Annotated in this window: 27 protein-coding genes, 2 tRNA genes and 1 pseudogene; 15 read left to right on the plus strand and 15 right to left on the minus strand. The window is 59.4% G+C overall.

Annotation, left to right across the window (positions count from 1 at the left end):
* Positions 1 to 18 precede the first annotated feature (18 nt).
* Positions 19 to 1,080, minus strand: a complete 1,062-nt coding sequence (gene dinB / locus BMY54_RS20405) for a DNA polymerase IV (RefSeq protein ID WP_093436380.1) — start codon at positions 1,078 to 1,080, stop codon at positions 19 to 21.
* 280 nt (positions 1,081 to 1,360) lie between these two features.
* Between dinB and BMY54_RS20410 the strand changes: the two genes are divergently transcribed.
* From BMY54_RS20410 to BMY54_RS20430, 5 genes are all read left to right on the plus strand, one after another.
* Positions 1,361 to 1,437: transfer RNA gene (locus BMY54_RS20410), tRNA-Met, on the plus strand.
* 222 nt (positions 1,438 to 1,659) lie between these two features.
* A tRNA-Met gene (locus tag BMY54_RS20415) sits at positions 1,660 to 1,736 on the plus strand.
* Positions 1,737 to 2,015: 279 nt separating this feature from the next.
* Positions 2,016 to 4,655 carry a bifunctional lysylphosphatidylglycerol flippase/synthetase MprF gene (gene mprF, locus BMY54_RS20420; protein ID WP_093436385.1) on the plus strand — a complete coding sequence of 880 codons (2,640 nt, stop codon included), beginning with the start codon at positions 2,016 to 2,018 and terminating at the stop codon, positions 4,653 to 4,655.
* A complete protein-coding gene (locus tag BMY54_RS20425; protein ID WP_093436391.1) occupies positions 4,655 to 5,950 on the plus strand; it encodes a virulence factor family protein in 1,296 nt (431 codons plus the stop codon). The genes mprF and BMY54_RS20425 overlap by 1 nt, the downstream gene beginning before the upstream one ends.
* A gap of 718 nt (positions 5,951 to 6,668) precedes the next feature.
* Positions 6,669 to 6,980, plus strand: coding sequence for a DUF3077 domain-containing protein (locus BMY54_RS20430; RefSeq protein WP_175559639.1), 312 nt, complete (start codon positions 6,669 to 6,671; stop codon positions 6,978 to 6,980).
* Positions 6,981 to 7,176: 196 nt separating this feature from the next.
* On the opposite strand, the gene BMY54_RS20435 is transcribed toward BMY54_RS20430, so the two are convergent.
* Positions 7,177 to 9,018 carry a potassium transporter Kup gene (locus BMY54_RS20435; RefSeq protein ID WP_371748304.1) on the minus strand — a complete coding sequence of 614 codons (1,842 nt, stop codon included), beginning with the start codon at positions 9,016 to 9,018 and terminating at the stop codon, positions 7,177 to 7,179.
* A 350-nt stretch (positions 9,019 to 9,368) separates the two neighbouring features.
* Here BMY54_RS20435 and rimO point away from each other — a divergent pair, with 350 nt between their 5' ends.
* The 3 genes and pseudogenes from rimO to BMY54_RS31390 all read left to right on the plus strand — a co-directional run.
* Positions 9,369 to 10,706 (plus strand): 30S ribosomal protein S12 methylthiotransferase RimO, encoded by a 1,338-nt coding sequence (gene rimO / locus BMY54_RS20440; protein ID WP_093436402.1) that lies wholly within the window; start codon positions 9,369 to 9,371, stop codon positions 10,704 to 10,706.
* 316 nt (positions 10,707 to 11,022) lie between these two features.
* Positions 11,023 to 11,496, plus strand: coding sequence for a GNAT family N-acetyltransferase (locus BMY54_RS20445; protein WP_093436409.1), 474 nt, complete (start codon positions 11,023 to 11,025; stop codon positions 11,494 to 11,496).
* Between the two features lie 191 nt (positions 11,497 to 11,687).
* Positions 11,688 to 11,813 (plus strand): annotated as a pseudogene (locus BMY54_RS31390) (S4 domain-containing protein); the annotation flags it as partial.
* A 340-nt stretch (positions 11,814 to 12,153) separates the two neighbouring features.
* Here the strand turns inward: BMY54_RS31390 and BMY54_RS31395 are convergent.
* A complete protein-coding gene (locus tag BMY54_RS31395) occupies positions 12,154 to 12,204 on the minus strand; it encodes an SEC-C metal-binding domain-containing protein (RefSeq protein WP_225919992.1) in 51 nt (16 codons plus the stop codon).
* A gap of 266 nt (positions 12,205 to 12,470) precedes the next feature.
* Between BMY54_RS31395 and BMY54_RS20455 the strand changes: the two genes are divergently transcribed.
* From BMY54_RS20455 to tsaA, 3 genes are all read left to right on the plus strand, one after another.
* The gene (locus BMY54_RS20455; RefSeq protein WP_007908719.1) at positions 12,471 to 12,941 is read left to right on the plus strand and encodes a YehS family protein; all 471 of its coding nucleotides are present in this window, start codon (positions 12,471 to 12,473) and stop codon (positions 12,939 to 12,941) included.
* A gap of 129 nt (positions 12,942 to 13,070) precedes the next feature.
* Positions 13,071 to 13,841 carry an SDR family oxidoreductase gene (locus BMY54_RS20460; RefSeq protein WP_093436415.1) on the plus strand — a complete coding sequence of 257 codons (771 nt, stop codon included), beginning with the start codon at positions 13,071 to 13,073 and terminating at the stop codon, positions 13,839 to 13,841.
* 167 nt (positions 13,842 to 14,008) lie between these two features.
* Positions 14,009 to 14,707: a tRNA (N6-threonylcarbamoyladenosine(37)-N6)-methyltransferase TrmO gene (gene tsaA, locus BMY54_RS20465; RefSeq protein ID WP_175559640.1), complete on the plus strand. Its 699-nt coding sequence runs from the start codon at positions 14,009 to 14,011 to the stop codon at positions 14,705 to 14,707.
* 100 nt (positions 14,708 to 14,807) lie between these two features.
* Here tsaA and fpr read toward each other — a convergent pair whose 3' ends face one another.
* Positions 14,808 to 15,587 carry a ferredoxin-NADP reductase gene (gene fpr, locus BMY54_RS20470; protein ID WP_007908723.1) on the minus strand — a complete coding sequence of 260 codons (780 nt, stop codon included), beginning with the start codon at positions 15,585 to 15,587 and terminating at the stop codon, positions 14,808 to 14,810.
* A gap of 133 nt (positions 15,588 to 15,720) precedes the next feature.
* On the opposite strand from fpr, the gene BMY54_RS20475 reads away from it, so the two are divergent.
* On the plus strand, positions 15,721 to 16,647 hold the full coding sequence (locus BMY54_RS20475; RefSeq protein ID WP_093436421.1) for a LysR family transcriptional regulator: 927 nt from the start codon (positions 15,721 to 15,723) through the stop codon (positions 16,645 to 16,647).
* On the opposite strand, the gene BMY54_RS20480 is transcribed toward BMY54_RS20475, so the two are convergent.
* The gene (locus tag BMY54_RS20480; protein ID WP_003222276.1) at positions 16,644 to 17,006 is read right to left on the minus strand and encodes a diacylglycerol kinase; all 363 of its coding nucleotides are present in this window, start codon (positions 17,004 to 17,006) and stop codon (positions 16,644 to 16,646) included. The two genes, BMY54_RS20475 and BMY54_RS20480, sit on opposite strands and share 4 nt — an antisense overlap.
* A 74-nt stretch (positions 17,007 to 17,080) precedes the next feature.
* On the minus strand, positions 17,081 to 17,731 hold the full coding sequence (gene erdR, locus BMY54_RS20485) for a response regulator transcription factor ErdR (protein ID WP_093436424.1): 651 nt from the start codon (positions 17,729 to 17,731) through the stop codon (positions 17,081 to 17,083).
* Between erdR and BMY54_RS30640 the strand changes: the two genes are divergently transcribed.
* The gene (locus tag BMY54_RS30640) at positions 17,724 to 17,882 is read left to right on the plus strand and encodes a hypothetical protein (protein ID WP_156685511.1); all 159 of its coding nucleotides are present in this window, start codon (positions 17,724 to 17,726) and stop codon (positions 17,880 to 17,882) included. The two genes, erdR and BMY54_RS30640, sit on opposite strands and share 8 nt — an antisense overlap.
* Positions 17,883 to 17,954: 72 nt before the next feature.
* Here the strand turns inward: BMY54_RS30640 and BMY54_RS20490 are convergent, their stop codons facing one another.
* Positions 17,955 to 18,704: a tRNA-uridine aminocarboxypropyltransferase gene (locus BMY54_RS20490; RefSeq protein ID WP_007908736.1), complete on the minus strand. Its 750-nt coding sequence runs from the start codon at positions 18,702 to 18,704 to the stop codon at positions 17,955 to 17,957.
* Positions 18,705 to 18,890: 186 nt separating this feature from the next.
* Between BMY54_RS20490 and BMY54_RS20495 the strand changes: the two genes are divergently transcribed.
* Positions 18,891 to 19,316 (plus strand): PA3611 family quorum-sensing-regulated virulence factor, encoded by a 426-nt coding sequence (locus BMY54_RS20495; RefSeq protein ID WP_016985722.1) that lies wholly within the window; start codon positions 18,891 to 18,893, stop codon positions 19,314 to 19,316.
* On the opposite strand, the gene BMY54_RS20500 is transcribed toward BMY54_RS20495, so the two are convergent.
* On the minus strand, positions 19,317 to 19,511 hold the full coding sequence (locus BMY54_RS20500) for a hypothetical protein (RefSeq protein ID WP_077571372.1): 195 nt from the start codon (positions 19,509 to 19,511) through the stop codon (positions 19,317 to 19,319). It lies immediately after the preceding gene.
* Positions 19,512 to 19,861: 350 nt separating this feature from the next.
* On the opposite strand from BMY54_RS20500, the gene BMY54_RS20505 reads away from it, so the two are divergent.
* On the plus strand, positions 19,862 to 20,980 hold the full coding sequence (locus BMY54_RS20505; RefSeq protein ID WP_093436427.1) for an LOG family protein: 1,119 nt from the start codon (positions 19,862 to 19,864) through the stop codon (positions 20,978 to 20,980).
* A gap of 55 nt (positions 20,981 to 21,035) precedes the next feature.
* Here BMY54_RS20505 and recX read toward each other — a convergent pair whose 3' ends face one another.
* From recX to BMY54_RS20540, 7 genes are all read right to left on the minus strand, one after another.
* Positions 21,036 to 21,506 carry a recombination regulator RecX gene (gene recX / locus BMY54_RS20510; RefSeq protein WP_093436430.1) on the minus strand — a complete coding sequence of 157 codons (471 nt, stop codon included), beginning with the start codon at positions 21,504 to 21,506 and terminating at the stop codon, positions 21,036 to 21,038.
* Positions 21,507 to 21,514: 8 nt separating this feature from the next.
* Entirely contained in the window at positions 21,515 to 22,570 is a 1,056-nt protein-coding gene (gene recA, locus BMY54_RS20515; protein ID WP_007908746.1) for a recombinase RecA, read from the minus strand.
* A gap of 83 nt (positions 22,571 to 22,653) precedes the next feature.
* On the minus strand, positions 22,654 to 23,154 hold the full coding sequence (locus tag BMY54_RS20520; RefSeq protein WP_093436433.1) for a CinA family protein: 501 nt from the start codon (positions 23,152 to 23,154) through the stop codon (positions 22,654 to 22,656).
* Between the two features lie 67 nt (positions 23,155 to 23,221).
* On the minus strand, positions 23,222 to 23,740 hold the full coding sequence (locus tag BMY54_RS20525; protein ID WP_093436436.1) for a lysis system i-spanin subunit Rz: 519 nt from the start codon (positions 23,738 to 23,740) through the stop codon (positions 23,222 to 23,224).
* Entirely contained in the window at positions 23,719 to 24,285 is a 567-nt protein-coding gene (locus BMY54_RS20530) for a glycoside hydrolase family 19 protein (protein ID WP_093436439.1), read from the minus strand. The genes BMY54_RS20525 and BMY54_RS20530 overlap by 22 nt, the downstream gene beginning before the upstream one ends.
* 36 nt (positions 24,286 to 24,321) lie before the next feature.
* Positions 24,322 to 24,576: a hypothetical protein gene (locus tag BMY54_RS20535; protein ID WP_093436442.1), complete on the minus strand. Its 255-nt coding sequence runs from the start codon at positions 24,574 to 24,576 to the stop codon at positions 24,322 to 24,324.
* Positions 24,576 to 25,736, minus strand: a complete 1,161-nt coding sequence (locus tag BMY54_RS20540) for a glycine-rich domain-containing protein (RefSeq protein WP_093436445.1) — start codon at positions 25,734 to 25,736, stop codon at positions 24,576 to 24,578. The genes BMY54_RS20535 and BMY54_RS20540 overlap by 1 nt, the downstream gene beginning before the upstream one ends.
* Positions 25,737 to 25,743 lie beyond the last annotated feature (7 nt).

Here is a 25,743-nt window from a genome sequence, read left to right on the forward strand (position 1 = left end):
CTGACGCACACCGGAAAATTACCGTTCAAACAACTCCATCTGCTCAAACCCTCCGCGTAAATCCTCCAGCCTTACCCCAACCCCCAACAACCGCACCGGTTTACCGCCGCGATTAAACGCCTGCGTCAGCATCAACTGATAACTGCCCAGATCCCGCCCCGCCCCGGCCTGCTCCAGTGTGGTCTGGGTGAAATCATGAAACTTCACTTTGACGAACGGCTTGCCCGGCCGATAACTGCTGTCGATCCGCGCCATACGGGTTTTCAGGGTTTCGAGCAGTTCGGGCAATTTATCCAGGCAACTGCGTAGATCCGGCAGATCAACGTCGTAGGTATTTTCCACACTGATCGACTGACGCCGGCTGTCGTTATGCACCAACCGATCATCGATCCCACGGGCCAGACTCCACAGTCGCTCGCCAAAACTGCCGAACTCGCGCACCAGCGCCAGCTTGTCCCACTCGCGCAAGTGCTGGCAGTCGACGATCCCCAGCTTGCCGAGCTTGTCGGCGGTGACCTTGCCGACGCCGTGCAACTTGCTCACCGGCAAACCGTTGACAAACTCCTCCACCTGATCCGGCGTAATAACGAACAGTCCATTGGGCTTTTTCCAGTCACTGGCGATTTTTGCCAGAAACTTGTTCGGCGCCACGCCCGCAGACACAGTGATGTGCAATTGATTGGAGACCCGCCGGCGAATGTCTTGGGCAATGCGTGTGGCACTGCCGCCGAAATGCGCGCTATCGGAAACATCCAGATAAGCCTCATCCAGCGACAGCGGTTCAATCAGGTCGGTGTAATCGCTGAAGATCGTGTGTATTTCTTTCGACGCTTCGCGATAGGCGTCCATGCGCGGCTTGACGATGGTCAGGTCCGGGCACAGCTTCAAAGCATGTCCCGAAGCCATCGCCGAACGCACGCCATAGGCCCGCGCTTCGTAATTGCAGGTGGCGATCACCCCGCGCCGGTCCGCCGAACCACCCACCGCCAACGGCTTGCCGGCCAGACACGGGTCATCGCGCATCTCGATGGCGGCGTAGAAACAGTCGCAGTCAATGTGGATGATTTTTCGCTGAGTCATGTCAGAAAAGTAAACGTGGCGAACCGGATCGGCAGTATCTCACTGACACCTGTATATAGCACCAGTGGTATGAAGGTTCTTTCCGAACGGCAGGAAATGTCCTTTGAATTTATTTTATCAATCGACGAGAGGCATCCAATAGAGCTGAAAGCCTTGCGCCACCTGCCCTGCAGCAGGAAAAACACCCGACAAAAAGCGCTAACCGATTGAACCTCAACAGATTTTATCCAGATTGCGGGTTGACACCCCGGCGTTCCTCTGTAGAATGCCGACACACAGACGCGGGATGGAGCAGTCTGGTAGCTCGTCGGGCTCATAACCCGAAGGTCGTCGGTTCAAATCCGGCTCCCGCAACCAAACATCAAAAAAGGCTACTCGAAAGAGTGGCCTTTTTTGTGCGCGTCTGTTTTGTCGATTTCCTCTTTTTATAAAGAAGCGATCGCCAAACAGGAATTCTTTGCATTTCCGAAACTTAACGCACCACCTGCGACCGTTTGACGCGAATGCACACTTATTTGACCCTTTACGGGATTAGCGGTTGACACCTCGCCGTTCGCCTGTAGAATGCCGCCACACAGACGCGGGATGGAGCAGTCTGGTAGCTCGTCGGGCTCATAACCCGAAGGTCGTCGGTTCAAATCCGGCTCCCGCAACCAAACATCAAAAAAGGCTACTCGAAAGAGTGGCCTTTTTTGTATCTGTTGAAAAAGTCCTTTCGCAACAATGATCTGTCACTGTGCAGTGAACCGCTGGGGATCTTCAGAAGTCCTCACTTGCGACTATGCTTGAGTCGCAGGCAAGGCCTCTGCAATCCAGGAACTGCCCTCGCCGATACCCGGTGAGAGGCGTAGTATTTTGTGATTATTTTTTTCTACAGGGATTGGTAACTTGGCTGGATACCTCCATCCTGTCGCGCACAATCCAAGAGGTGATTGATGCGCGCCAACTCGTCTGATCCACAAGACACCGTCACAGCGGAACACCCGATCAAACCCGAGCGCCTGCGCTTGCTGGATCGGTTGAGCAAATACCGTCAGCCCATCGGGCTGGGGGTCACCTTGCTGTTGTTCGCCATTGCGCTGATTGCCTGTCGTCATCTGCTCGCCGAACTCGATCTCGATGCGTTGCACGACTCGATTCTTGACGTGCCGAAACCCGCCTTGCTCGGCGCCTTCGGTGCGACCGTGGTCGGCTTCATTATTCTGCTTGGCTATGAATGGTCGGCCAGTCGCTATGCCGGCGTGACCTTGCCGCCGCGCACATTGGCGCTGGGCGGCTTCACCGCGTTTGCGATTGGCAATGCGATCGGTCTGTCGCTGCTGTCCGGTGGCTCGGTTCGCTACCGTTTATATGCACGACTGGGTCTGGGGGCGTCGGAAGTCGCGCACATGACCTTGTTCGCCAGCCTGTCGCTGGGTTGCGCCTTGCCGCCGCTGGCTGCACTGGCAACGCTGAGCGACCTGCCTGCTGCCTCTCAAGCCCTGGGTTTGTCCGAAGGTCTGCTCGGCACGGTTGCCGCTGTTGTGCTGGCGCTTGGCGCAGTACTGGCTATCGGCATCTACCGTCGGCGCCTGCCGGAACAACCGTTGCGCGACAACCTGCTGGTCAGGGTTGGCCGGCGCACGCTGCGCCTGCCGGGCCGCCGCCTGACGTTCCTGCAACTGATCATCACCGCGCTCGACGTTGCCGCTGCCGCTACTGTCCTCTATCTATTGCTGCCGGAGGCGCCGCCGTTCGGCGCATTCCTGCTGGTGTACCTGTTGGCATTGGCTGCCGGCGTACTCAGCCATGTGCCCGGCGGTGTCGGTGTGTTCGAAGCGATTCTGCTGGCCGCTTTCGCCGACACGCTAGGTGCCGCACCACTGGCCGCGGCGCTGCTGCTGTATCGCCTGATCTATGTGGTGCTGCCGCTGCTGGTCGCCTGCGTATTCCTGCTGATCAACGAAGGCCAACGCCTGTTTCAAACCCAGACCATGCGCGCGGCGTCCGGCCTGGCGGCACCGATTCTGGCGGTGTTGGTGTTCCTGTCCGGCGTGGTGCTGCTGTTTTCTGGTGCGACGCCCGAGATCGATACACGTCTGGAGCACATCGGTTTTCTTATCCCGCATCGTCTGGTCGACGCCTCGCACTTCGGCGCCAGCCTGATCGGCGTGCTCTGCCTGATGCTCGCTCAGGGCCTGCGTCGGCGCTTGTCGGCGGCGTGGATGCTCACCACCATTCTGCTGCTGGTCGGCGCCCTGCTCTCGCTGCTTAAAGGTTTCGACTGGGAAGAAGCGACGCTGATGACCCTCACCGCAGCCTTGCTCGGTGTGTTCCGTCGCTCGTTCTATCGCCCGAGCCGCCTGACCGAACTGCCCTTCTCTCCCCTGTATCTGGTGGCCAGCCTCTGTGTGCTGGGTGCATCGACGTGGCTGCTGCTGTTCGCCTATCAAGACGTGCCGTACAGCCATCAACTGTGGTGGCAGTTCACCCTTGATGCTGACGCACCACGTGGCCTGCGCTCGCTGCTCGGCGCTGCCGTGCTGTTGCTGGTGATCGCGCTGACGTGGCTGCTGCGCACCGCGCGCCCGGTCATTCACCTGCCGACACCTGACGAACTCGATCGCGCGGCGAAGATTCTGATGGCGTCGTCGCAACCCGACGGTGGCCTCGCGCTGACCGGTGACAAGGCGCTGCTGTTTCACCAGAACGACGAAGCGTTCCTGATGTACGCACGCCGTGGCCGCAGCCTGGTGGCGCTGTACGACCCGATCGGCCCCGGCCAGCAACGCGCCGAGATGATCTGGCAGTTCCGCGACCTCTGCGACATTCACCACGCTCGCCCGGTGTTCTACCAGGTGCGCGCGGAGAACCTGCCGTACTACATGGACATCGGCCTGACCGCGATCAAACTCGGCGAAGAAGCCCGGGTCGATCTGCTTCGCTTTGACCTGGAAGCCAAGGGCAAAGAGATGAAGGACCTGCGCTACACCTGGAACCGTGGCACACGCGATGGCTTGTCGCTGGAGATCCACGAGCCGGGTCAGGCGCCGATGGACGAGCTGAAAGTGATTTCCGATGCGTGGCTGACCGGCAAGAACGTGCGTGAGAAAGGCTTCTCCCTCGGCCGCTTCAGCGACGATTACCTGAAGCATTTCCGCATCGCGGTGATTCGCTTCGAAGGTCGCCCGGTGGCATTCGCCAACCTGCTCGAGACTTACAGCCATGACCTGGCCAGTCTCGACCTGATGCGTGCGCACCCGGACGCCCCCAAGCTGACCATGGAATTCATGATGGTCGGCCTGATTCAACACTATAAGAGTCACGGATACGCGCGCTTCAGCCTGGGCATGGTGCCGTTGTCGGGGTTGCAACCCCGGCGTGGTGCACCGCTGACCCAGCGTCTGGGCTCGATGGTTTTCCGCCGTGGTGAGCAGCTGTACAACTTCCAAGGCTTGCGCCGCTTCAAAGACAAGTTCCAGCCTGACTGGGAACCCCGTTATATGGCCGTGCCCGCCGGACTCGATCCGCTGGTGGCGCTGGCCGACACTGCTGCCCTGATCGCGGGCGGCTTGACTGGATTGGTGAAACGCTGATGATTCAACGCTCCCTGAAGTACATCCTGGCCGCACTGATCGTGCTGGCCGTGATTGCCGGCGGCGGTTTCTGGTACCTCAAACGCCCGGCACCGGAACCGACCGTCGAACAGCTGACCCCGACCGACGGCGCCGCCATGACCCGCATCATCCCCGGCACCAAGCCCAAGGCGCAGGTCCTGATAGCGGTCAACGACGACCAGAAACTCAGCGAAAAACAACTGACCACCCTGAGCCGCAGCGCTTCGGCGCAGATCGTTCAGGTGATTCTGCCCAAGGACTGCCTGCTGCAAAGCCGCGCCCTGCAAACCGGTCTGCGTGAACTGAATGGCCCGGCCACGCTGGTCAGCGGCATCGGCCCGGGCGCCGTGCTGGCCTGGCGCTGGTTGTCGGAGCAGAAAGACGACAAGGCCCAAGCCATCTCCGTCGACCTCGCTCTGGAAAAAGGTGGCTGCACCCACCTGCTGCCGAAATCCGCCGCCCACGGCCACTGGCTGGCAGCGTGGAACGACAACCCGGACGACGCCAGCGCAGGTTTCGTGCGCGATCAACCGAACGCCGAAACCAGCATCAGCGACTACGACATCAACCTGCCGCAAGTGCTGAACAACGAACTGCGCAAGATCCTCGTCGGCGGCGACAAGGCCAACGGCGGTCTGGCGATCCCGGTGGTTGAAGTGCCGGCCGGTCAAGCCAAGGACACCGTGACCCTGTTCCTTTCCGGTGACGGCGGCTGGCGCGATCTCGACCGCGACGTGGCGGGCGAGATGGCCAAGATCGGCTACCCGGTGGTCGGCATCGACACCCTGCGCTACTACTGGCAGCACAAGAGCCCGGAGCAAAGCGCGCTGGACCTGACCGAACTGATGCAGCACTACCGGCAGAAATGGGGCACCAAGCGCTTCATCCTCACCGGTTACTCGTTCGGTGCCGACGTTCTGCCGGCGATCTACAACCGCCTGCCGGAAACCGAGCAGCAGCGTGTAGACGCTATCATCCTGCTGGCCTTCGCCCGCACCGGCAGCTTCGAAATCGAAGTCGAAGGCTGGCTGGGCAACGCCGGCAAAGAAGCCGCCACCGGCCCGGAAATGGCCAAGCTGCCAGCGGCCAAGGTCGTGTGCATCTACGGTGAAGAAGAGACCGATGAAAGTGGCTGCACGGACAAGACTGCAGTCGGCGAAGCAGTGAAACTGCCTGGTGGCCACCACTTCGACGAGAACTACCCGGCGCTGGCCAAGCGCTTGGTGGACTTGATCGAGAAGCGTCAGAGCAAGGACTCGGTCGCCGAAGAGTGATCTGAGCCACGCCCACAAAAAGCCCCCGCAACTTCGCAGTTACGGGGGCTTTTTACATTCCAGCCGCCACCACAATCGCTGTGGGAGCGAGCTTGCTCGCGAAAGCGGCGGGTCAGTCAACAGATTCGCCGACTGACACTAAGACTTCGCGAGCAAGCTCGCTCCCACAGGGGGATTGCGCTGGATTCAGCAGTTTTGTGCCAAGACTCGCAAATCTCTTGACTCTTCAGGAAGCTAAAAAAACCAAGTGTCCACATTCCATAAAACGTGGACACCTGCTTAATTGGCATTATCGAATCGTCAACTCCACACTCATTCATCTGCCGAACAAATACCCGCAAAGCCGCCAGCAACGTTTAGTTTCGTTTACTTCTGGTCTCGCAATATCAGATGACGCCCACAGACCTTGTAGGCAAACTCCGAAACTCGTGTTTGGACGCTTTGCCGCTCTGTTGCGCTGTTTTTCGACGGGATACTCTCCGGACGTCGCTGACCCATTCAGCGATCGGGCTTGGTAACCCGGTGGAATAAGGCGCAACAGCGCACCCGACACGACTCAGGCGAAATCCCGTCCGAGTCCCTGTGTTATGGCAGCTGTGCGTGGGACGCTTTCGGGCGTGCCGGTTTCCTTGATTCCCCGGTTTACCAACCTGCGCACAGCTGCCACCCATTCGCTTGGTATCGGATGCGGCAGCTCTCGAAATCAAGGGAACTGACCATGAACAATCCACCTGATCTTAAAACCATCGGCTTCACCCCTTTCCTCTACAACTCGGATCAAGCGTTCTTCAACGTCCGCGCCGGCATCCCGATCATCGATGCCTTGTCCCAATCCTCCGACCTGCTATCCCTCGCAAAATCCTTCGCCGAGGATGCAGCCTTCATCAAAGACACCGACCGCCATGCCTGGGCCGCGCATTATCTGACAGTGATGGGCAAAGCTTTGATTGATGATGTGATCCAAGCGCTGATCCCACGACCTGCGCGCACGAAGAGCGAATCCGAAGAAGAATTGCCTGAAAGCCACTAACATCACAGAACCCTTGTGGGAGCGAGCTTGCTCGCGAAAGCGGTGGATCAGCCACCACATGTCTCGACTGACACTCAGCCTTCGCGAGCAAGCTCGCTCCCACAGGGGATTTGCGATGGGTTTGAGGTTTATGCACAGGCACAAAAAAGCCCCCGCCAACCACAAGGCTGACGGGGGCTCTTTCTATAACGCGAAGTTACATCTCCACCTGCGTCCCCAACTCAATCACCCGATTCAGCGGCAGATTGAAGAAGCGCAAATTACCATTGGCATTCTTCAACATGAACGCAAACAGCGCCTCACGCCAACGCGCCATGCCTTCCAGCTTCGAGGCAATCACCGTTTCCCGGCTGAGGAAGTACGTGGTGCGCATCGGGCTGAAGTCCAGATCATCCAGATGACACAGCTTCAGCGCCTGCGGCACGTCCGGCTCATCGGTGAAGCCGAAGTGCAGGATCACCCGGAAGAAACCTTCGCCGTGTGCTTCCACTTCGAAGCGCCGCGATGGCGGTACGCGCGGGATGTCTTCGTAGACCACCGTCAGCAATACCACTTGCTCATGCAACACCTGGTTATGCAGCAGGTTATGCAACAGTGCATGCGGCACGGCGTCGGAGCGCGCGGTGAGGAACACCGCAGTGCCCTGCACCCGATGCGGCGGTTGCACGCGGATGCTGCTGATGAAGATCGGCAGCGGCAGTGCGCCTTCGTCGAGACGATCGACCAGCAGTTGTTTACCGCGCTTCCAGGTGGTCATCAGCACGAACAGCGCGATACCGGCGATCACCGGGAATGCGCCGCCCTGAACGATCTTCGGCACGTTGGCGGCGAAGTACAGACCGTCCACCAGCAGGAAGCCGATCAGCACCGGCACCGCAAGGATCGGTGGCCATTTCCACAGCAGCAGCATCACCGCCGACACCAGAATGGTGGTCATCAGCATGGTGCCCGTCACTGCCACGCCATAGGCCGAGGCCAGTGCGCCGGAGGATTCGAAGCCCAGCACCAGCAGCACAACGCCAACCATCAGCGCCCAGTTCACCGCGCCGATGTAAATCTGGCCCTGCTCATCACTGGAGGTGTGCTGGATGTACATGCGCGGGATGTAACCGAGCTGAATCGCCTGACGTGTCAGGGAGAACGCGCCGGAAATCACCGCTTGCGAAGCGATCACCGTGGCCAGCGTCGACAGACCGACCAGCGGAATCAGCGCCCAGCTCGGCGCCAGCAGATAGAACGGGTTACGCGCCGCTTCCGGGTTGTCCAGCAGCAACGCACCCTGGCCGAAGTAGTTCAGCACCAGCGCCGGCAGCACCAGCAGGAACCACGCCCGGGCAATCGGCTTGCGACCAAAGTGGCCCATGTCGGCGTACAGCGCTTCGGCACCGGTCAGGGCCAGCACCACGGCGCCGAGGATCGCCACGCCCATGCCGGTGTGGACCATGAAGAAACGCACGGCCCAGACCGGATTCAGCGCATGCAGCACTTCTGGCGTGTGGCTGATGCCATACACACCGAGGGCGCCGAGGACGAGGAACCATGTGACCATGATCGGCCCGAACAAGATGCCGATCCGCGCCGTACCGTGACGCTGGATCAGAAACAGTCCGACCAGCACCACCAGCGACAGCGGCACCACCCAATGGTCGATACCCTCAAACGCCAGCCCCAGACCTTCAATCGCCGACAGCACGGAAATCGCCGGGGTGATCATGCTGTCGCCGTAAAACAGCGCCGCACCGATCAGTCCGCACACCACCAGCAACGACCGCAGCTTCTTGCGATGCCCGGCCGCGCGACGGGCCAGTGCGGTGAGCGCCATGATGCCGCCCTCACCCTGGTTGTCGGCGCGTAGCACGAACATCATGTATTTGATCGACACGACCCAGATCAGCGACCAGAAGATCAACGACAGAATGCCCAGCACGCCGTCGTGATTGACCGGTACGCCGTAACCGCCGGAAAACACTTCTTTGAGGGTGTACAACGGGCTGGTGCCGATGTCGCCGTAAACTACCCCGACTGCCGCGACCAGCATGCTCAGCGGCTTGGTTGCCGAACCCTCGGCGCCTGCCGCATGACTACTTGCCTGACCCATCCAACACTCCTACTTCTCAGAACCGGCTTCTTTGAATGAAGCACTATGCTTTGTGGTGCAGCATGCGCTGTTTTACCTGTTGTTACAGACGTTTTGTTGACTGTAAAAAATTGGTAAAGCTCAACGGCGCGAAGCATAGCGCAGCACTCGTCGTATTTCCCGGCATAAAGCTGGTCAAGTGCGCTCCTCACCGCTAGAATTGCGCACTTTTTGATCAGAGGCGCGCCCTAAGCGCCCATCCGTCGGCTTTCGCACCAAGAAAGCGATGTCACAAAATACCGAGGTTAGACATGTCCACCACTCCTGCGCCGGCCAATCCAAAGGTTGGCTTTGTATCTCTGGGTTGCCCGAAAGCACTGGTCGACTCCGAGCGCATCCTGACCCAGCTGCGCATGGAAGGCTATGACGTGGTGTCCACCTATCAGGACGCCGACGTGGTCGTGGTCAATACCTGCGGTTTCATCGATTCGGCCAAGGCTGAGTCGCTGGAAGTGATCGGCGAAGCGATCAAGGAAAACGGCAAGGTGATCGTCACCGGTTGCATGGGCGTGGAAGAAGGCAACATCCGCAACGTGCACCCGAGCGTGCTGGCCGTGACCGGTCCGCAGCAGTACGAGCAAGTGGTCAACGCCGTGCACGAAGTGGTGCCGCCGCGTAAAGATCACAACCCGCTGATCGACCTGGTGCCGCCGCAAGGCATCAAACTGACCCCGCGCCACTACGCCTACCTGAAGATCTCCGAAGGCTGCAACCACAGCTGCTCGTTCTGCATCATCCCGTCGATGCGCGGCAAACTGGTCAGCCGTCCGGTCGGTGATGTACTCGACGAAGCTCAGCGCCTGGTCAAATCCGGCGTTAAAGAGCTGTTGGTGATCTCGCAAGACACCAGCGCCTACGGCGTTGACGTGAAATACCGCACCGGCTTCTGGAACGGCGCGCCGGTGAAAACCCGCATGACCGAACTCTGCGAAGCGCTGAGCACCCTCGGCGTCTGGGTCCGCCTGCACTACGTTTACCCGTACCCGCACGTTGACGAGCTGATCCCGCTGATGGCTGCCGGCAAGATCCTGCCGTACCTGGACATCCCGTTCCAGCACGCCAGCCCGAAAGTGTTGAAGTCGATGAAACGCCCGGCGTTCGAAGACAAGACCCTGGCGCGGATCAAGAACTGGCGCGAAATCTGCCCGGATTTGATCATCCGTTCGACCTTCATCGTCGGCTTCCCGGGCGAAACCGAAGAAGACTTCCAGTACCTGCTGAACTGGCTGACCGAAGCCCAGCTCGACCGCGTCGGCTGCTTCCAGTACTCGCCGGTTGAAGGCGCTCCGGCCAATGATCTGGATCTGGAAGTGGTGCCGGACGAGGTCAAGCAAGATCGTTGGGATCGCTTTATGGCGCACCAGCAGGCGATCAGCTCGGCCCGCCTGCAAATGCGCATTGGCCGTGAGATTGAAGTGCTGGTTGACGAAGTTGACGAGCAAGGCGCGGTTGGCCGCTGCTTCTTCGACGCCCCGGAAATCGATGGCAATGTGTTTATCGATAACGGCAGTAATTTGAAGCCTGGCGACAAGGTCTGGTGCAAGGTGACTGACGCTGACGAATATGACCTGTGGGCTGAGCAGATCTAAGGTCAAAAGCCCCTCACCCCAGCCCTCTCCCAGAGGGAGAGGGAGCTGACCGTGTTGTTCTTTCGAATTACACCGACCTGAACGTTCGAGTCGAGCTCAGGTTTTCAACAGCATGAAGATCAGCTCCCTTCCCCCTCGCCCCCTTGGGGGAGAGGGTTGGGGTGAGGGGGTGAGCTCTTGCTGGCGACAGAAACAGCCAGCAAGACACCGCAAAAAATACAAAAAGCCCCGCTCTTTTTACGAGATGCGGGGCTTTTTTACGGCTATCGTTTAGCGGGGGACGGACTCCCTTGAAACGGACAAGAGGCAGACGGGCATGCGTCACCATTCGGTCATCCACACGCCGAAACTCAGCGATTACCAGGAACTGACCCGGGTCTGGGAGGCCTCGGTCCGTGCGACCCATGATTTTCTGCCGGACAGCTATATCGAACTGCTGCGCAATCTGGTGCTCACCCGCTATCTCGATGCAGTAATGCTGATCTGCACCAAGGATGCTAACCAGCGCATCACCGGATTTGCCGGAGTTGCAGCGGGCAAGATTGAAATGTTGTTCATCGATCCCGAACATCGTGGCCAGGGCTTGGGCAAGAAACTGCTCACCTACGCGATGCAGCACTTGAATGCCGATGAACTCGACGTCAACGAGCAGAACCCACAAGCCTTGGGCTTTTACTTCAAGCAGGGTTTTGAGGTGATCGGCCGTTCGGAGGTGGATGGCATGGGCCAGCCGTATCCGTTGCTGCACATGCGCCTGCGACAAAATCAGCAACGCTCAGGCAACGGCTGATACACCAGGGAACCCCTGTGGGAGCGAGCTTGCTCGCGAATGCGGTGTACCAGTCACTGCACACATAGACTGGCAGGACGCCTTCGCGAGCAAGCTCGCTCCCACATTGAATTCAGCGCCTGTAAATCGAACCGGGCTTAACCGGCGCCACACAGGTACAATGCCCACCCCTTTTTTGTTACGGCCCTGTCATGACTGACCCGATTCGCCTCTCCAAACGCCTCATCGAACTGGTCGGTTGCTCCCGCCGGGAGGCCGAGCTGTTCATTGAGGGCGGCTGGGTCTCCGTGGACGGCGAAGTGATTGACGAGCCGCAATTCAAGGTCGGCGACCAGAAGGTCGAGCTCGATAAGGACGCCAAGGCCACCGCACCGGAGCCGGTGACCATCCTGCTCAACGCGCCGGCTGGCATGGATGTCGAGACCGCCATGCAATCGCTGAGCGCCGAAACCCTCAGCGAAGAACACCGCTTCAGCAAGCGCCCGTTGCGCGGGCACTTTCTGCGCCTGACCGCCAGCGCCGACCTGCAAGCCAAGGCTAGCGGCCTGCTGGTGTTCACTCAGGACTGGAAAATCCTCCGCAAACTCACCGCCGACGCCGCGAAGATCGAGCAGGAATACGTGGTTGAAGTTGAAGGAGACATGGTCGCCCACGGCCTCAATCGCCTGCAGCACGGCCTGACCCACAAGGGCAAGGAGCTGCCGCCAGTCAAGGCCAGCTGGCAGAACGAAAACCGGCTGCGCTTCGCCATGAAAAACCCGCAGCCCGGCATCATCGCCCAGTTCTGCGAAGCGGTGGGCCTGAAGGTCATCGGCATCCGTCGCATCCGCATCGGCGGCGTCTCGATCGGCAAGGTCCCGGTTGGCCAATGGCGCTACCTGTCCGGCAAAGAGAAGTTCTAAGACTTCCACTGCCGCCACACATTCCGGCAGCGCGCCCGCGTGCTGCCCACAACGCTTATCAGGATTACTCACATGATTCATAACGACGTACTGCGCAGCGTGCGCTACATGCTCGACATCAGCGACAAGAAAGTTGTCGAAATCATCAAGCTCGGCGGCATGGAAGTAGCGCTCGCCGACGTAGTGACCTGGCTCGACAAGAAAGAAGAAGACGAAGAAGGTTTCGTGCGCTGCCCGGACGAAGTCATCGCGCACTTCCTCGACGGTCTGGTGATCTTCAAGCGTGGCAAGGACGAAAGCCGTCCGCCGCAGCCGATCGAAGTGCCGGTGACCAACAACATCATCCTGAAAAAGCTGCGCGTGGCCTTCGAACTGAAAGAAGACGACATGCACGCGATCCTCAAGGCCGCCGAGTTCCCGGTGTCCAAGCCTGAGCTGAGTGCGCTGTTCCGCAAGGTCGGCCACACCAACTACCGCCCGTGCGGCGACCAGTTGCTGCGCAACTTCCTCAAGGGGCTGACCCTGCGCGTTCGCCCGGCCTGATCCCCTTCTGCGGTGGCGACTGATGGTCGCCGCCGCAACGCATGACCGCTCATTCCCTCTGAAAATAGTGGCTCCGCTTTTCGCGGCTGACGACTAGGGTGTATTGATCCCTAGCACTCAGGACTCGCCATGCACCCGTATTTCTCCCTGCAAGGCCGCACCGCTCTGGTGACCGGCGGCACCCGTGGTATCGGCAAAATGATCGCCAAAGCCTTTGTCGAGGCTGGCGCGCGCGTCTATGTCTGCTCGCGCGACGCCGAAGCCTGCCATCAAACCGCGGAAGAACTCAGCGCCTTGGGCAAGTGTCACGGCGTGGCGGCGAATCTGGCGACGGAAGAAGGCGTGCAGGAACTGGCCGCGCGCCTGGGCGAGCAGATCACGCATCTGGATATTCTGGTGAACAACGCCGGCACTACTTGGGGCGCGCCGCTGGAGAGCTACCCGGTCAAGGGTTGGGAAAAAGTCATGCAGCTCAACGTGACGTCGGTGTTCAGTTGCATCCAGCAGTTTCTACCGTTGTTGCGCAAAGCGGGTTCGGCGGCGAACCCGGCACGGATCATCAACATCGGTTCAGTGGCGGGGATTTCTTCGTTTGGCGAGCAGGCGTATGCCTACGGGCCAAGTAAGGCCGCCCTGCATCAATTGTCGCGGATTCTCGCGCGGGAACTGGTGAGCCAGCACATCAACGTCAACGTGATTGCGCCGGGGCGCTTTCCGAGCAAGATGACCCAGCATATTGGCAATGACCAGCAGGCATTGGCCGAGGATACCGCGCTGATTCCGATGAAGCGTTGGGGGCGTGAAGAGGAAATGGCGGCGTTGGCGATCAGTCTGGCGAGTACGGCTGGGGCCTATATGACCGGGAATATTATTCCGCTGGATGGTGGGTTCAGTCTGTAGATCGGCGGCGCGGCCTTCGCGAGCAAGCTCGCTCCCACAGGGATCTTGTGCACGCCATAGATCAAATGTGGGAGCGAGCTTGCTCGCGAAGAGGCCGGTCCTGGTACCACCAGACTTGAGGGCTACCGGGTTATCATGCCCACCCTGCCACGCTTCGAATGCAAACCATGACTTACAGCGTCTCCCCCATCGGCTTCGTGCGCTCCTGCTTCAAGGAGAAATTTGCCATCCCCCGTCAACCGCAACTGGCCCCCGCCGCCCGTGGCGTGCTGGAACTGGTGGCGCCGTTCGATCAGGGTGACGCCGTGCAAGGGCTGGAGCAGGTCAGTCACGTCTGGCTGCTGTTTCTGTTCCATCAGGCACTGGAAGACAAACCACGGCTGAAAGTCCGCCCACCGCGACTGGGCGGCAACAAATCCATGGGCGTATTCGCCACCCGTGCCACCCATCGACCAAACGGCATCGGCCAATCGGTGGTGAAACTGGACAACGTCGAAGCCAATCGGTTGTTCATCTCCGGGATCGACTTGCTCGACGGCACGCCGATTCTCGACATCAAGCCCTACGTGCCTTACGCCGACATCATTCCCAACGCCGCCAACAGCATCGCCAGCGCCGCGCCGCAGTTGATTGACGTGCAGTGGACGGACTCAGCGCTGAAACAAGCGCACACACACGCTCAGCGCCTTGGCGAACCCTTGGTTGAGCTGATTGAACAGTGCCTGGCCCAGGATCCGCGTCCGGCCTATCAAACCCCGGCGCCTGAACGCGAGTACGGTGCGCAATTCTGGGATCTGGATGTGCGCTGGCATTACCCGACGCCAGAGCAGATCCGCGTGCTCGAAGTGATTCCTGCCACAGCCTGAGGCCGCACCCACATGGATCGTGGCAGGCATGAAGGAAATGTTTCGGGCATAAAAAAGCCCCCATTGCCTGCATAGGCAATGGGGGCTTTTTAAGGGGGGCTTACTTCTCGACGAACGCACGCTCGATCAGGTAATCACCCGGCTCGCGCATCCGCGCCGAGATCTTCAGGCCGAAGCTGTCGAGCACTTCGCTGGTCTCGTCGAGCATGCTCGGGCTACCGCAGATCATCGCGCGGTCGTCCTGCGGGTTGATCGGTGGCAGGCCGATGTCGCTGAACAGCTTGCCGCTGCGCATCAGGTCGGTCAGGCGACCCTGATTCTCGAAAGGCTCGCGGGTCACGGTCGGGTAGTAGATCAGCTTGTCACGCAGCGCCTCGCCGAAGAACTCGTTCTGCGGCAAGTGCTCGGTGATGAATTCGCGATACGCGACTTCGTTGACGTAACGCACACCGTGAACCAGGATCACTTTTTCAAAGCGCTCGTAGGTTTCCGGGTCCTGAATCACGCTCATGAACGGCGCCAGACCGGTGCCGGTGCTCAGCAGGTACAAGTGCTTGCCCGGGTTCAGGTCGTCGAGAACCAGGGTGCCGGTAGGCTTCTTCGAGATGATGATCTCGTCGCCTTCCTTCAAGTGCTGCAGTTGCGAGGTCAGCGGGCCGTCCTGCACCTTAATGCTGAAGAACTCCAGATGCTCTTCCCAGTTCGGGCTGGCGATCGAGTAAGCGCGCATAAGCGGGCGGCCGTTGGGCTGTTGCAGGCCGATCATCACGAACTGACCGTTCTCGAAGCGCAGGCCCGGATCGCGGGTGCACTTGAAGCTGAACAGAGTGTCGTTCCAGTGATGAACACTGAGGACACGCTCGTGGTTCATGTTGCTCATGTACGTTTGACTCCTGGAGATTGGGTCTGCGCTGGCTTTTGAAGGCGACGGTGCGCAATTGCATCGCATTCTAATAGCGACGACAATATCTGTTAACTGGATTATTAAGATAAGGGTTATCGGTTATATCGATATGCGATTTACTCTCCGTCAACTGCAAGTCTTCGTCGCCGTCGCCCAGCAGGAAAGCGTATCCCGTGCTGCGGGTCTGCTCAACCTCTCGCAGTCGGCCGCCAGCACGTCGATCACCGAACTCGAGCGCCAATCCAGCTGCCAGCTGTTCGACCGCGCCGGCAAACGGCTGAGCCTCAACGCCCTCGGCAAACAGCTCTTGCCGCAGGCGGTGGCCCTGCTCGATCAGGCCAAGGAAATCGAAGACCTGCTCAACGGCAAATCCGGTTTCGGCTCGCTGTCGGTGGGCGCGACGCTGACCATCGGCAATTATCTGGCGACCCTGCTGATCGGCAGTTTCATGCAGCGCCACCCGGAAAGCCAGGTGAAGCTGCACGTACAGAACACGGCCAATATCGTGCAACAAGTCGCCCACTACGAAATTGATCTGGGTCTAATCGAAGGCGATTGTAGCCACCCGGACATCGAAGTGCAGAGCTGGGTTGAAGATGAGCTGGTGGTGTTCTGCGCGCCGCAGCATCCGCTGGCCCAACGCGGCAGCGCGACCATGGAAGAACTGACTCGCGAGGCATGGATTCTGCGTGAACAGGGTTCCGGCACGCGGCTGACCTTCGATCAGGCCATGCGTCACCATCGCAGCGCACTGAATATCCGTCTGGAGCTGGAACACACCGAAGCGATCAAACGCGCGGTGGAATCAGGACTAGGGATTGGCTGCATCTCGCGGCTGGCGCTGCGTGATGCGTTCCGCCGCGGCAGTCTGGTGCCGGTGGAAACGCCGGATCTGGATCTGGCGCGACAGTTCTACTTCATCTGGCACAAACAGAAATATCAGACTTCTGCCATGCGCGAATTTCTCGATCTGTGCCGCGCTTTCACCGCCGGGGTGCAGCGCAGCGACGAGATCGTTTTGCCGACAATCGCTTAAAGCAGAATCACTGCCCACACCAGCGCGATCATGCTCAATGCCACGAATTGTGCGGCGCTGCCCATGTCCTTGGCATTCTTCGACAGTGGATGCAGTTCCAGCGAGATGCGGTCAATGGCCGCTTCTACCGCCGAGTTCAGCAACTCGACGATCAGCGCCAACAGGCACACAGCGATCAACAGCGCTTGTTCGACACGGCTGACATTGAGGAAGAACGTCAGCGGAATCAGCACCACATTGAGCAGTACCAGTTGGCGGAACGCCGCTTCACCAGTGAAAGCTGCGCGCAGGCCATCCAGCGAGTAACCGGAGGCATTGAGGATACGTTTCAGGCCGGTCTGGCCCTTGAAAGGTGACATAAAGTAGAAACCAACCAAAAAGGAGTGGGAAAGCTAGATCAACAAAAGTCAAAAAAGCGTGAAGACGCCAGCCATTATTGGCTCGGAATTGACTCAAGTTGTTGCAGCAGTAAAGCCGCTTGCGTGCGAGTGCGCACATTCAGCTTGCGAAAGATCGCCGTGACGTGGGCCTTGATGGTCGCTTCCGACACGCTCAGTTCATAGGCAATCTGCTTGTTCAGCAGGCCTTCGCAGACCATGGTCAACACGCGGAACTGCTGCGGCGTCAGGCTGGCAAGGCCATCGCTGGCGGCTTTGGCTTCGTCGGAAACGGCGACTGCCTCGAACGCTTGCGGCGGCCAGAACACATCGCCATCGAGCACTTTACGCACCGCTTCCTGAATCACGCTGAGGTCGCTGGACTTGGGAATAAAACCACTGGCGCCGAACTCACGGGATTTGACCATCACCGAAGCTTCTTCCTGCGCCGAAACCATCACCACCGGAATCTGCGGGTACTGCCCGCGCAGCATGACCAACCCGGAAAACCCGAAAGCGCCGGGCATGTTCAGGTCCAGCAGGACCAGATCCCAATCAGCCTTTTCGGTCAGACGCGCTTCCAGCTCGGCGATGCTCGCCACTTCCACCAGCCGTACATCCGGGCCAAGGCCCAGCGTCACCGCTTGATGCAGGGCGCTACGAAACAGGGGGTGATCATCGGCAATCAGGATGTCGTATGTGGCCATTTTTCAAATGATCCTGTTTTTGATGGCAGACCCGGAGCATTCCGGTCTGGCCAAAGCAACTCAAGATGCCGCTTTCAAGCGATATCCACAGGGGCACGTTCAACGCCAATCATCAGCAAACACGGCGTTTCAAACCTTGGCCGCACCCTAATCGGCGCCAAGCATGCCCAGCGAAGACGGGGTGGTCAAGCAGCACGGCCGCTGGCTTGTACAGTATGGGCCACTATTGGGCCAACTCGGGCTGCGGCTTTCGTATATAGGGCAGCAACTCGGCGTGAGCCGGCGTCGATTCATTCATGTCCAGTTGCTGTTTGGCGCCGAGGTAATGCTGGCTGAACACGTCGAAATAGGCGTCCAACGCCGAGGCGGCATCGCTGTCACCGGCCAGCTCCAGGCACAACGCCGCGACTTCGGCGGTGCACAGGTGCTCACTGCGGGTTGAACGGCGCAAGCGGTAGCGCGAGAGTTTATCGGGCAGCAGACTGAGAATCGGCAAGCGATCGAAATACGGGCTCTTGCGGAAAATCTTCCGCGCTTCGGTCCAGGTCGCATCCAGCAGAATGAACAACGGGCGCTTGCTGCTATCGATCGCGACAGTATTGGTCACTCGCGACGGCTCCACGTATTCGCCGGGAAACACCAGGTACGGTTGCCATTGCGGGTCATTGAGCAGCGCCAGCATCTGCGGATCGGGCTCGGTACGCGACCAGATAAACGCATGGTTATCGCGCACCACGTCGGCAATCAGCCAACCGGTGTTGCTCGGTTTGAACACTTCCTTGCCGGTCATGATCAGGCACACGCCCGACCGCGTCTCGACACTAGGTCGCCAGGCGCACAGGCAATGGCTGATGATCACCCGGCAATCGCGGCAACGTTCGGAGCGAAAGCCACGGGCCTGAATCGGCTTGATGCCCTCGTCCTCGCGCTGATCGCGCAAGCGGGCTACGGCGTTGGGGGCATGATGGGTCACGGGCAACGCCTTACGGCAGGAAAACTCGACACGCACAGCACTCGGCAAGGCTATAAAGGCCGGCAGTTTACCAGAGCGGCGAGTGCAAACCTGTACCGTCCCGACCGGCTCCCCTATAATCCGGCGCCACTGAACGCACAGCCACAGGGCTGGTCGAACCACCAGTCACTGAATCAGGAGAGTTTCATGCTGCGCCTTATCGTTCCTACCGCTGCCATTCTGCTGGCGTCGTCCTTCACCGCTCAGGCTGCATCCCTGAGTGAGCAGAATCTGAACCGCGAGCTGCGCAACGTCGCCGCACAAAGCAGCGTCGGCACGCCACGCGCCATCAGTGAAGACATTCTTGATCAGGGCTTTACCGTGGAAGGCACGCAGTTGATCAACCACCTGAGCGTGCAGAAGAGCCACGCCGACAAAATGCGCGCTGACCCTAAAGCCGTGTATTTCCAGTTGGGCGCCTCGGTGTGCAATAACCCGTCGTTCCGCAAGCTGATGGCCAAGGGTGCGATCATGCGTTACGACTTCACTGAAGTGAAAACCAACAAAGCGATCGGCTCCGCCAGCTACCAGGAATCGGATTGCCCGAAAGCCGCCCCGGCGAAGAAGAAGTAATCATCGCGAATTGGCGCGCCGCTGTTCATCCTCGGCGCGCAGTTCGGCCAGCAAGGCCTGTAGATAGTGGGAACGGCGCTCGCCGCCCGCCAACCGCCGGCAGCACTCCTCTTCGAGACTGAGTTGATTGGTCTCGGCTGCCGCTTTCAACATCCGATACAGCTGCGTATCGATCTCCAGAATCACTCTGGCCATATGTCCCGCCTCCTTGCCACCCACGAATCCTTGAATTGCATGCGCCTGGCCTACGGTCGTTGACGCAAAGCTGTCGTACGGCGCCTGTACGTTAGTTAATCAGAGGGATTGCCGCTTGGCGCACGTTCGGACGAGCGGTGAAGCAACGCGCGGAAAATCAATAAACGATTGCCAGCCAAAACTTTACGGCGCAATGATCAAGTCAGCGCAAATCCGTGCGAGGGTCTAGATTCAGTGTATTCCCGATCTTTTTTCAACGGCAGGCAAGGAACTGCCGATCGTGTGTTTTTTGCAGCGCGGCACTGACGCCGCTCGTCAGGGCCGACGCCCTGTGCAGAAGGAGACGTTGAATGCCTTACCAACCGAATGACCTCTTGAGCCGTCATTTTCAGGAAAGCGGTCCCGACCTCATCAGTAAGGTCGAAGAACAACTCAACCGTGTTTCACCCAACAGCCCGAATATCCCTATCTACCGCGACATGATCCTGACCGTGCTGCGCATGGCCCAGGAAGACCACAATCGCTGGAACGCCAAGATCACCTTGCAAGCCCTGCGCGAACTGGAGCAGGCGTTTCGGGTACTGGAGCAATTCAAGGGCCGACGCAAAGTCACCGTATTCGGTTCGGCGCGCACACCGGTCGAACATCCGTTGTATGCGATGGCTCGCGAACTCGGTGCAGCCTTGACCCGCTCGGGGATGATGGTCATCACCGGGGCTGGCGGCGGCATCATGGCCGCCGCGCACGAAGGTGCCGGCCGCGATCACAGCCTCGGGTTCAATATCACCCTGCCCTTCGAACAGCATGCCAACCCGACGGTGGACGGCACCGGCAATCTGCTGCCGTTCCACTTCTTCTTTACCCGCAAGTTGTTTTTCGTCAAAGAGGCCGACGCACTGGTTTTATGCCCCGGTGGCTTCGGCACGCTGGATGAAGCGCTGGAAGTGCTGACATTGATCCAGACCGGTAAAAGTCCATTGGTGCCGGTGGTGCTGTTGGATGCGCCGGGCGGCACGTTCTGGCAGGGCGCGATGGACTTTATCCGCCAGCAACTGGAGAGCAACCGCTACATCCTGCCGACCGACATGAAACTGATGCGACTGGTCTACAGCGTCGACGAGGCGGTGGAGCAGATCAACCAGTTCTACAGTAACTTCCACTCCAGTCGCTGGCTCAAGCGCCAATTCGTAATTCGCATGCATCACAAACTCAGCGATCAGGCGCTGGAGCACATGCAGGAAGCATTCGCCGATCTGTGCCTGAGTGACCAGTTTCATCAGCACGACTACGCCGGCGAGGAACACGATGAAGCGCAGTTCAGCCATTTGGCGCGACTGGCCTTCACCTTCAACGCGCGCACTCACGGGCGTCTGAGGGAGTTGATCGATTACATCAACCTACCGGAAAACTGGGCAGATTCCCAACCGCAAACAGCGCAACGCAGCCGCGAACCGTCAAAGGTAATTTGAGGGCAAAAAAAAACGGCCCGCTATTTTCATAGCGGGCCGTTTTTATTGAATCGGTTTAATCGTCCATCCCTCGACCGCTGAACAAGCGGTTGATCATCTCCATCGAGAACCCCCGATAGGCCAGGAACCGGCCCTGTTTGGCCCGTTCTTTCGCATCAATCGGTAAATGCCCGGAGAACTTGCGTTGCCACGTCTCCTGCAATTGCTCCTGCCAACTGATACCGCTTTCGCGCAGGGCGAGTTCGATATCGGCGCGCTGCAAACCGCGCTGGCTCAGCTCTTCGCGAATCCGCAGAGGGCCATAGCCGGAACGGGCACGGTAGGAAACAAAGCTTTCAAGGTAACGGGCTTCGGAAAGCAGCCCCTCTTCCGTCAAACGGTCGAGGGCTGTTTCGATCATCTGCGCCTCGGCGCCGCGCTGACGCAATTTGCGCGTCAGCTCGACTCGACCATGCTCGCGACGTGCGAGCAGGTCCATGGCGGTTCGTCGCACCGCGACGAGGGTATCGAGTACTGCAGTGGTCATCGCTGCAATCAGATGTCAGCGTCGGCCAGGTCGTCTTCAGTCTCTTTGACTGCTGAGGCCTTGGAGTCGATCACGGCTGGAGTAAGCAGCTTGTCACGCAGTTGCTTCTCGAGCTTCGCGGCGATTTCCGGATTGTCCGCCAGGAACTTGGCCGAGTTGGCCTTGCCCTGACCGATCTTGGTGCCTTCGTAGGCATACCAGGCGCCGGACTTCTCGACGAAACCGTGCAGCACGCCCAGGTCGATCATCTCGCCATTGAGGTAGATGCCTTTGCCGTAAAGAATCTGGAACTCGGCCTGACGGAACGGCGAAGCGACCTTGTTCTTCACAACCTTGACGCGGGTTTCGCTGCCGACCACTTCGTCGCCTTCCTTCACCGCGCCGGTACGGCGGATGTCGAGACGAACCGAAGCGTAGAACTTCAGCGCGTTACCACCGGTGGTGGTTTCCGGGCTGCCGAACATCACGCCGATCTTCATACGGATCTGGTTGATGAAGATCACCAGGCAGTTGGCGTTCTTGATGTTACCGGTAATTTTACGCAGCGCCTGGGACATCAGACGGGCTTGCAGGCCCACGTGCATGTCACCCATTTCGCCTTCGATTTCAGCCTTCGGTACCAGGGCTGCCACGGAGTCGACGATGATCACGTCAACAGCGTTGGAGCGCACCAGCATGTCGGTGATTTCCAGCGCCTGTTCGCCGGTGTCCGGCTGGGACACCAGCAGGTCGTCGACGTTGACGCCCAGTTTGCCGGCGTACTCAGGATCGAGGGCGTGTTCGGCGTCGACGAATGCGCAGGTCGCGCCGGCTTTTTGCGCCTGAGCGATCACGGACAAGGTCAGCGTGGTTTTACCGGAAGATTCAGGACCGTAGATTTCAACGATACGGCCTTTTGGCAGACCGCCAATGCCGAGTGCGATGTCCAGACCCAGAGAGCCAGTCGAGATAGCCGGGATCGCCTGACGGTCTTGATCGCCCATACGCATCACGGCACCCTTGCCGAATTGACGTTCGATCTGACCCAGGGCCGCAGCCAAGGCTTTCTTCTTGTTGTCGTCCATTAAAGTCCTCACGTAATCAATAAGGCCTGACGGCCAACACCTGTATAAGTAGCCAGTATTATTCCACAGCGTTCGCGGATCGCCTACCCCTGATTTTCGATTTCTCGTGCCGCTAGTCGCAAGAGCCCCTCTAGCGCGGCCTTCACCGTTTGTCGGCGGACTTCATCGCGGTTGCCGGGAAAGTGCTGAACCTCAGTGGTGACCGTCTCGCCAACGCCCCACGCCAGCCACACCGTACCGACCGGCTTGTTCGGCGAGCCACCGTCCGGCCCGGCGACACCGCTGACCGCTACGGCAAATCGCGCCAGGCTTTTGTCCTGGGCACCACGTACCATCGCCTCGACCACCTCGCGGCTGACCGCCCCGACTGTTTCGAACAACTCGACCGGCACATTCAGTTGCTGAGTTTTCTGCCGGTTGGAATACGTGACGTAGCCAGCCTCAAACCACGCCGAACTGCCCGGGATCCGCGTGATGGCTTCGGCAATCCCGCCACCGGTACAGGATTCAGCGGTGGTGACGTGGGCATTGAGCAGTTGCAGACGTCGGCCAAGGTCGGCGGCCAGTTGAGTGATCTCTTTCACGGCGTGCTCCGGATCGTGTGGAATGCCTCCACCGTACACGAGCCGGTTGCGCTTTCAATACACAGACTCATTCAAAATGTTCGGGCGCGAGCGCTCTGACATACGCCTGACACGCCTGCAAGGCGATCAGTCCACGGTCGCCGGTGTCGGTGATGGCGATAATTCGTTGAGCATGCGCCGGGTCAAGTCGGGCGCGTACGGTTGCATGATCCACGCGGCCGGGGCTGGCGGTGGCTGGCATGTTGCAGCCTGGGGTAGCGTCGCTGGCGTCGAGAAAGACTGACAGGCGCACATCAGCAGTGGCAAGACGATCGCGCAGGCGATCCTGATCACGTTGGGCATCGCTCAGCGCTCGGTAGTGGGTTTGTTCACTGGTCGCCAGCCGCTGCTCCAGCGCCAGACGTTTATCCTGCTCAGCCTGTTGCGCAGTGGCGGCGGTCTGCGTCAGTTGATTAAGGGTTTCGGCGTTTAACCGGGCCTGCTCGGCCCACTGTCGGCCGTAGCGCCACTCCTGAAATTGCCAGGCCGCTGCAAAGGCACCAGCAGCCAGCAACACAACGGCGATCACTCGCCAGGGGATTGGCATAGCAACGCCCTCGCCCGTGCCCAGATTTCCAGGCGATCCTGCAGGCCGTTCAACCCGCCGTTGATGCGACGGGTAATGGTGTTGAACTGATCGCGATCAGCCAGTTCGTTCAAGCCGTTCTGTTCCCAGAACCATGCCGCAGACTCGGCGGCCCATTGTGGCTGTTCGAGCAGTTCGGGCAGGGACAACAGACGTTCATCGCCGAACAGGCCAACGCTGCACTGGCGGTAATTCGAACGGCCAGTAATCTGGATCAACCCGCGTCCGCGGTATTTTTGCCCGTCGCCGTCAGCCTCTGGTGTGTTGCCCAGACGCAAGGCCAACGTACCGGTGTCGTATTTGCTCAGGTATTGGTTGTTGCCCAGTTCGCGCACGTAGCGCAATTGCCCGGACTCGTGACCGACTTGCGCAAGGAACGCCGCGACGCGTTTGGGCGAGTCGATGTGACGGCGCGCCATCGCGCTGTTGAGTGCAGAAACAAAAACGCCCGCTTGGGAGCGGGCGTTGGGCATGATGTCGATAAGGTTGCTTTCAGTTATTTGCATAATGCTTGATCCTCCCTGGATATTGCCCCGATTGAATCACGGTTGACGGCCAATGCCTGTCAGCCATTTTTTTGCCAGAGTTTTCAGGGTGCCGTCCGGCGTATGTTCTTCGGGTAATGCAAACACCCAACCGAGGGTGCCGAAGTTGGCGGTCCAGTCGATTTGCGGTGCTGGAGTGATTTCAGTGATGTCGACCCAAAGCAGATCCGGGTGAAACATCTCGGCCATATTGCCTTCGGTGGAGAACAGTTCGACCACAGTGCAGTTGACGATGCGTGCGTAGGTGTTCATCAGGCGTACTCGTAGATGATCACGGCGCCTGAAGCACCTGCGCCACCAGGTCTGCCAGGTTGACTGGGTGCGTTGGCAATTCCTCCCGCACCGGAACCGAAACCGGAGCCTGGTGCGGCCAGAGAACCTGCTGCGCTGTTGCCAAAACCGCCTCCACCCAACGGCGAGCTACCACCGTGCCCAGCAAGGGTCGAGCCGTTGACAGAGATCCCGGGAGCGCCCGCGTTTCCCGCGCTGTTGACGATGTTGCCTCCACTGGCCGACTGGCCGGGATAGCCTCCGGTATAAAGTCCCATCCCCTGGTTCGCAACAAAGCCAATCCACGGCGACCCTCCACCACCGGCAGCCGAAACCAGCGAGCCGAAAGAGCTGGTGCCTCCTCCCCCGGCATTCGCCGCGGCCTGTCCCGCGCTTCCCCCAGCCCCCACAGTGACAGCCTGACGAGAACCAAGCGCCTCGGAAGGTAACCACGCTTCAGCATAACTACCGGAGGCGCCGCCACCCACGGTTGCATATTGGGAAGTTGTGGTCGCCCCGACTCCCGCACTTCCACCACCACCGCCCACAACCTTGACCAGAACGTGCTTCGTCCCGGCTATCGGCTCATAGGTGCCGGATACGGTAAACGTCTTTACCCCCAACAACCGGCCGCTCGCAGCATTACCACCGCTCGCATACACCAGCACCCAACTGTCCAGCGCCGCGCTGTACACCACCGAACACACACTGCTGCCGACAATCTCCGCTGGCCGCAATGCACTCTGTCCAAGGCTCAATAACGGCTTGGGCAGCAAGCCATTCGGTGCGAACGTGCTGGCTCCAGTGTTGGCATTACCAGCGGTAAAGCGCAGCGCCAGACCGTCCTTCAACGAAGTGATGACCGGCACGTAGTTGGCCATGTACAGATTGGCGGCGCCGATATCGGTCGCATGCTTGCCTTCACCGGCCTGACTGATTTTTTTCAGCGCCTGCAATAGCTGCGTCGCATCGGTTTCGTTTGGTTCAAGACCCGCAGATTTGACGACGTTCAACAATTCATCGGTAACGCTGTTGCCCCAGGTCGCCGGGATCAACGATCCGGGCAATCCCGCGACAACATCTTCATTGACGAACTTGCCGTTCACCAGCCCGACGCTGGGAGCGCTTTTTGGATAATCCATTTCAACT

This window comes from Pseudomonas sp. ok266 (assembly GCF_900110195.1).
Taxonomy (GTDB): domain Bacteria; phylum Pseudomonadota; class Gammaproteobacteria; order Pseudomonadales; family Pseudomonadaceae; genus Aquipseudomonas; species Aquipseudomonas neuropathica.

Excerpts from the sequence above, each read along its gene's own strand:
- dinB (WP_093436380.1), bottom strand. The coding sequence starts at position 1,080 with ATGACTCAGCGAAAAATCATCCACATTGACTGCGACTGTTTCTACGCC.
- mprF (WP_093436385.1), top strand. The coding sequence starts at position 2,016 with ATGCGCGCCAACTCGTCTGATCCACAAGACACCGTCACAGCGGAACAC.
- BMY54_RS20425 (WP_093436391.1), top strand. The coding sequence starts at position 4,655 with ATGATTCAACGCTCCCTGAAGTACATCCTGGCCGCACTGATCGTGCTG.
- BMY54_RS20430 (WP_175559639.1), top strand. The coding sequence starts at position 6,669 with ATGAACAATCCACCTGATCTTAAAACCATCGGCTTCACCCCTTTCCTC.
- BMY54_RS20435 (WP_371748304.1), bottom strand. The coding sequence starts at position 9,018 with ATGCTGGTCGCGGCAGTCGGGGTAGTTTACGGCGACATCGGCACCAGC.
- rimO (WP_093436402.1), top strand. The coding sequence starts at position 9,369 with ATGTCCACCACTCCTGCGCCGGCCAATCCAAAGGTTGGCTTTGTATCT.
- BMY54_RS20445 (WP_093436409.1), top strand. The coding sequence starts at position 11,023 with ATGCGTCACCATTCGGTCATCCACACGCCGAAACTCAGCGATTACCAG.
- BMY54_RS20455 (WP_007908719.1), top strand. The coding sequence starts at position 12,471 with ATGATTCATAACGACGTACTGCGCAGCGTGCGCTACATGCTCGACATC.
- BMY54_RS20460 (WP_093436415.1), top strand. The coding sequence starts at position 13,071 with ATGCACCCGTATTTCTCCCTGCAAGGCCGCACCGCTCTGGTGACCGGC.
- tsaA (WP_175559640.1), top strand. The coding sequence starts at position 14,009 with ATGACTTACAGCGTCTCCCCCATCGGCTTCGTGCGCTCCTGCTTCAAG.
- fpr (WP_007908723.1), bottom strand. The coding sequence starts at position 15,587 with ATGAGCAACATGAACCACGAGCGTGTCCTCAGTGTTCATCACTGGAAC.
- BMY54_RS20475 (WP_093436421.1), top strand. The coding sequence starts at position 15,721 with ATGCGATTTACTCTCCGTCAACTGCAAGTCTTCGTCGCCGTCGCCCAG.
- BMY54_RS20480 (WP_003222276.1), bottom strand. The coding sequence starts at position 17,006 with ATGTCACCTTTCAAGGGCCAGACCGGCCTGAAACGTATCCTCAATGCC.
- erdR (WP_093436424.1), bottom strand. The coding sequence starts at position 17,731 with ATGGCCACATACGACATCCTGATTGCCGATGATCACCCCCTGTTTCGT.
- BMY54_RS20495 (WP_016985722.1), top strand. The coding sequence starts at position 18,891 with ATGCTGCGCCTTATCGTTCCTACCGCTGCCATTCTGCTGGCGTCGTCC.
- BMY54_RS20500 (WP_077571372.1), bottom strand. The coding sequence starts at position 19,511 with ATGGCCAGAGTGATTCTGGAGATCGATACGCAGCTGTATCGGATGTTG.
- BMY54_RS20505 (WP_093436427.1), top strand. The coding sequence starts at position 19,862 with ATGCCTTACCAACCGAATGACCTCTTGAGCCGTCATTTTCAGGAAAGC.
- recX (WP_093436430.1), bottom strand. The coding sequence starts at position 21,506 with ATGACCACTGCAGTACTCGATACCCTCGTCGCGGTGCGACGAACCGCC.
- recA (WP_007908746.1), bottom strand. The coding sequence starts at position 22,570 with ATGGACGACAACAAGAAGAAAGCCTTGGCTGCGGCCCTGGGTCAGATC.
- BMY54_RS20525 (WP_093436436.1), bottom strand. The coding sequence starts at position 23,740 with ATGCCAATCCCCTGGCGAGTGATCGCCGTTGTGTTGCTGGCTGCTGGT.
- BMY54_RS20530 (WP_093436439.1), bottom strand. The coding sequence starts at position 24,285 with ATGCAAATAACTGAAAGCAACCTTATCGACATCATGCCCAACGCCCGC.
- BMY54_RS20535 (WP_093436442.1), bottom strand. The coding sequence starts at position 24,576 with ATGAACACCTACGCACGCATCGTCAACTGCACTGTGGTCGAACTGTTC.
- BMY54_RS20540 (WP_093436445.1), bottom strand. The coding sequence starts at position 25,736 with ATGGATTATCCAAAAAGCGCTCCCAGCGTCGGGCTGGTGAACGGCAAG.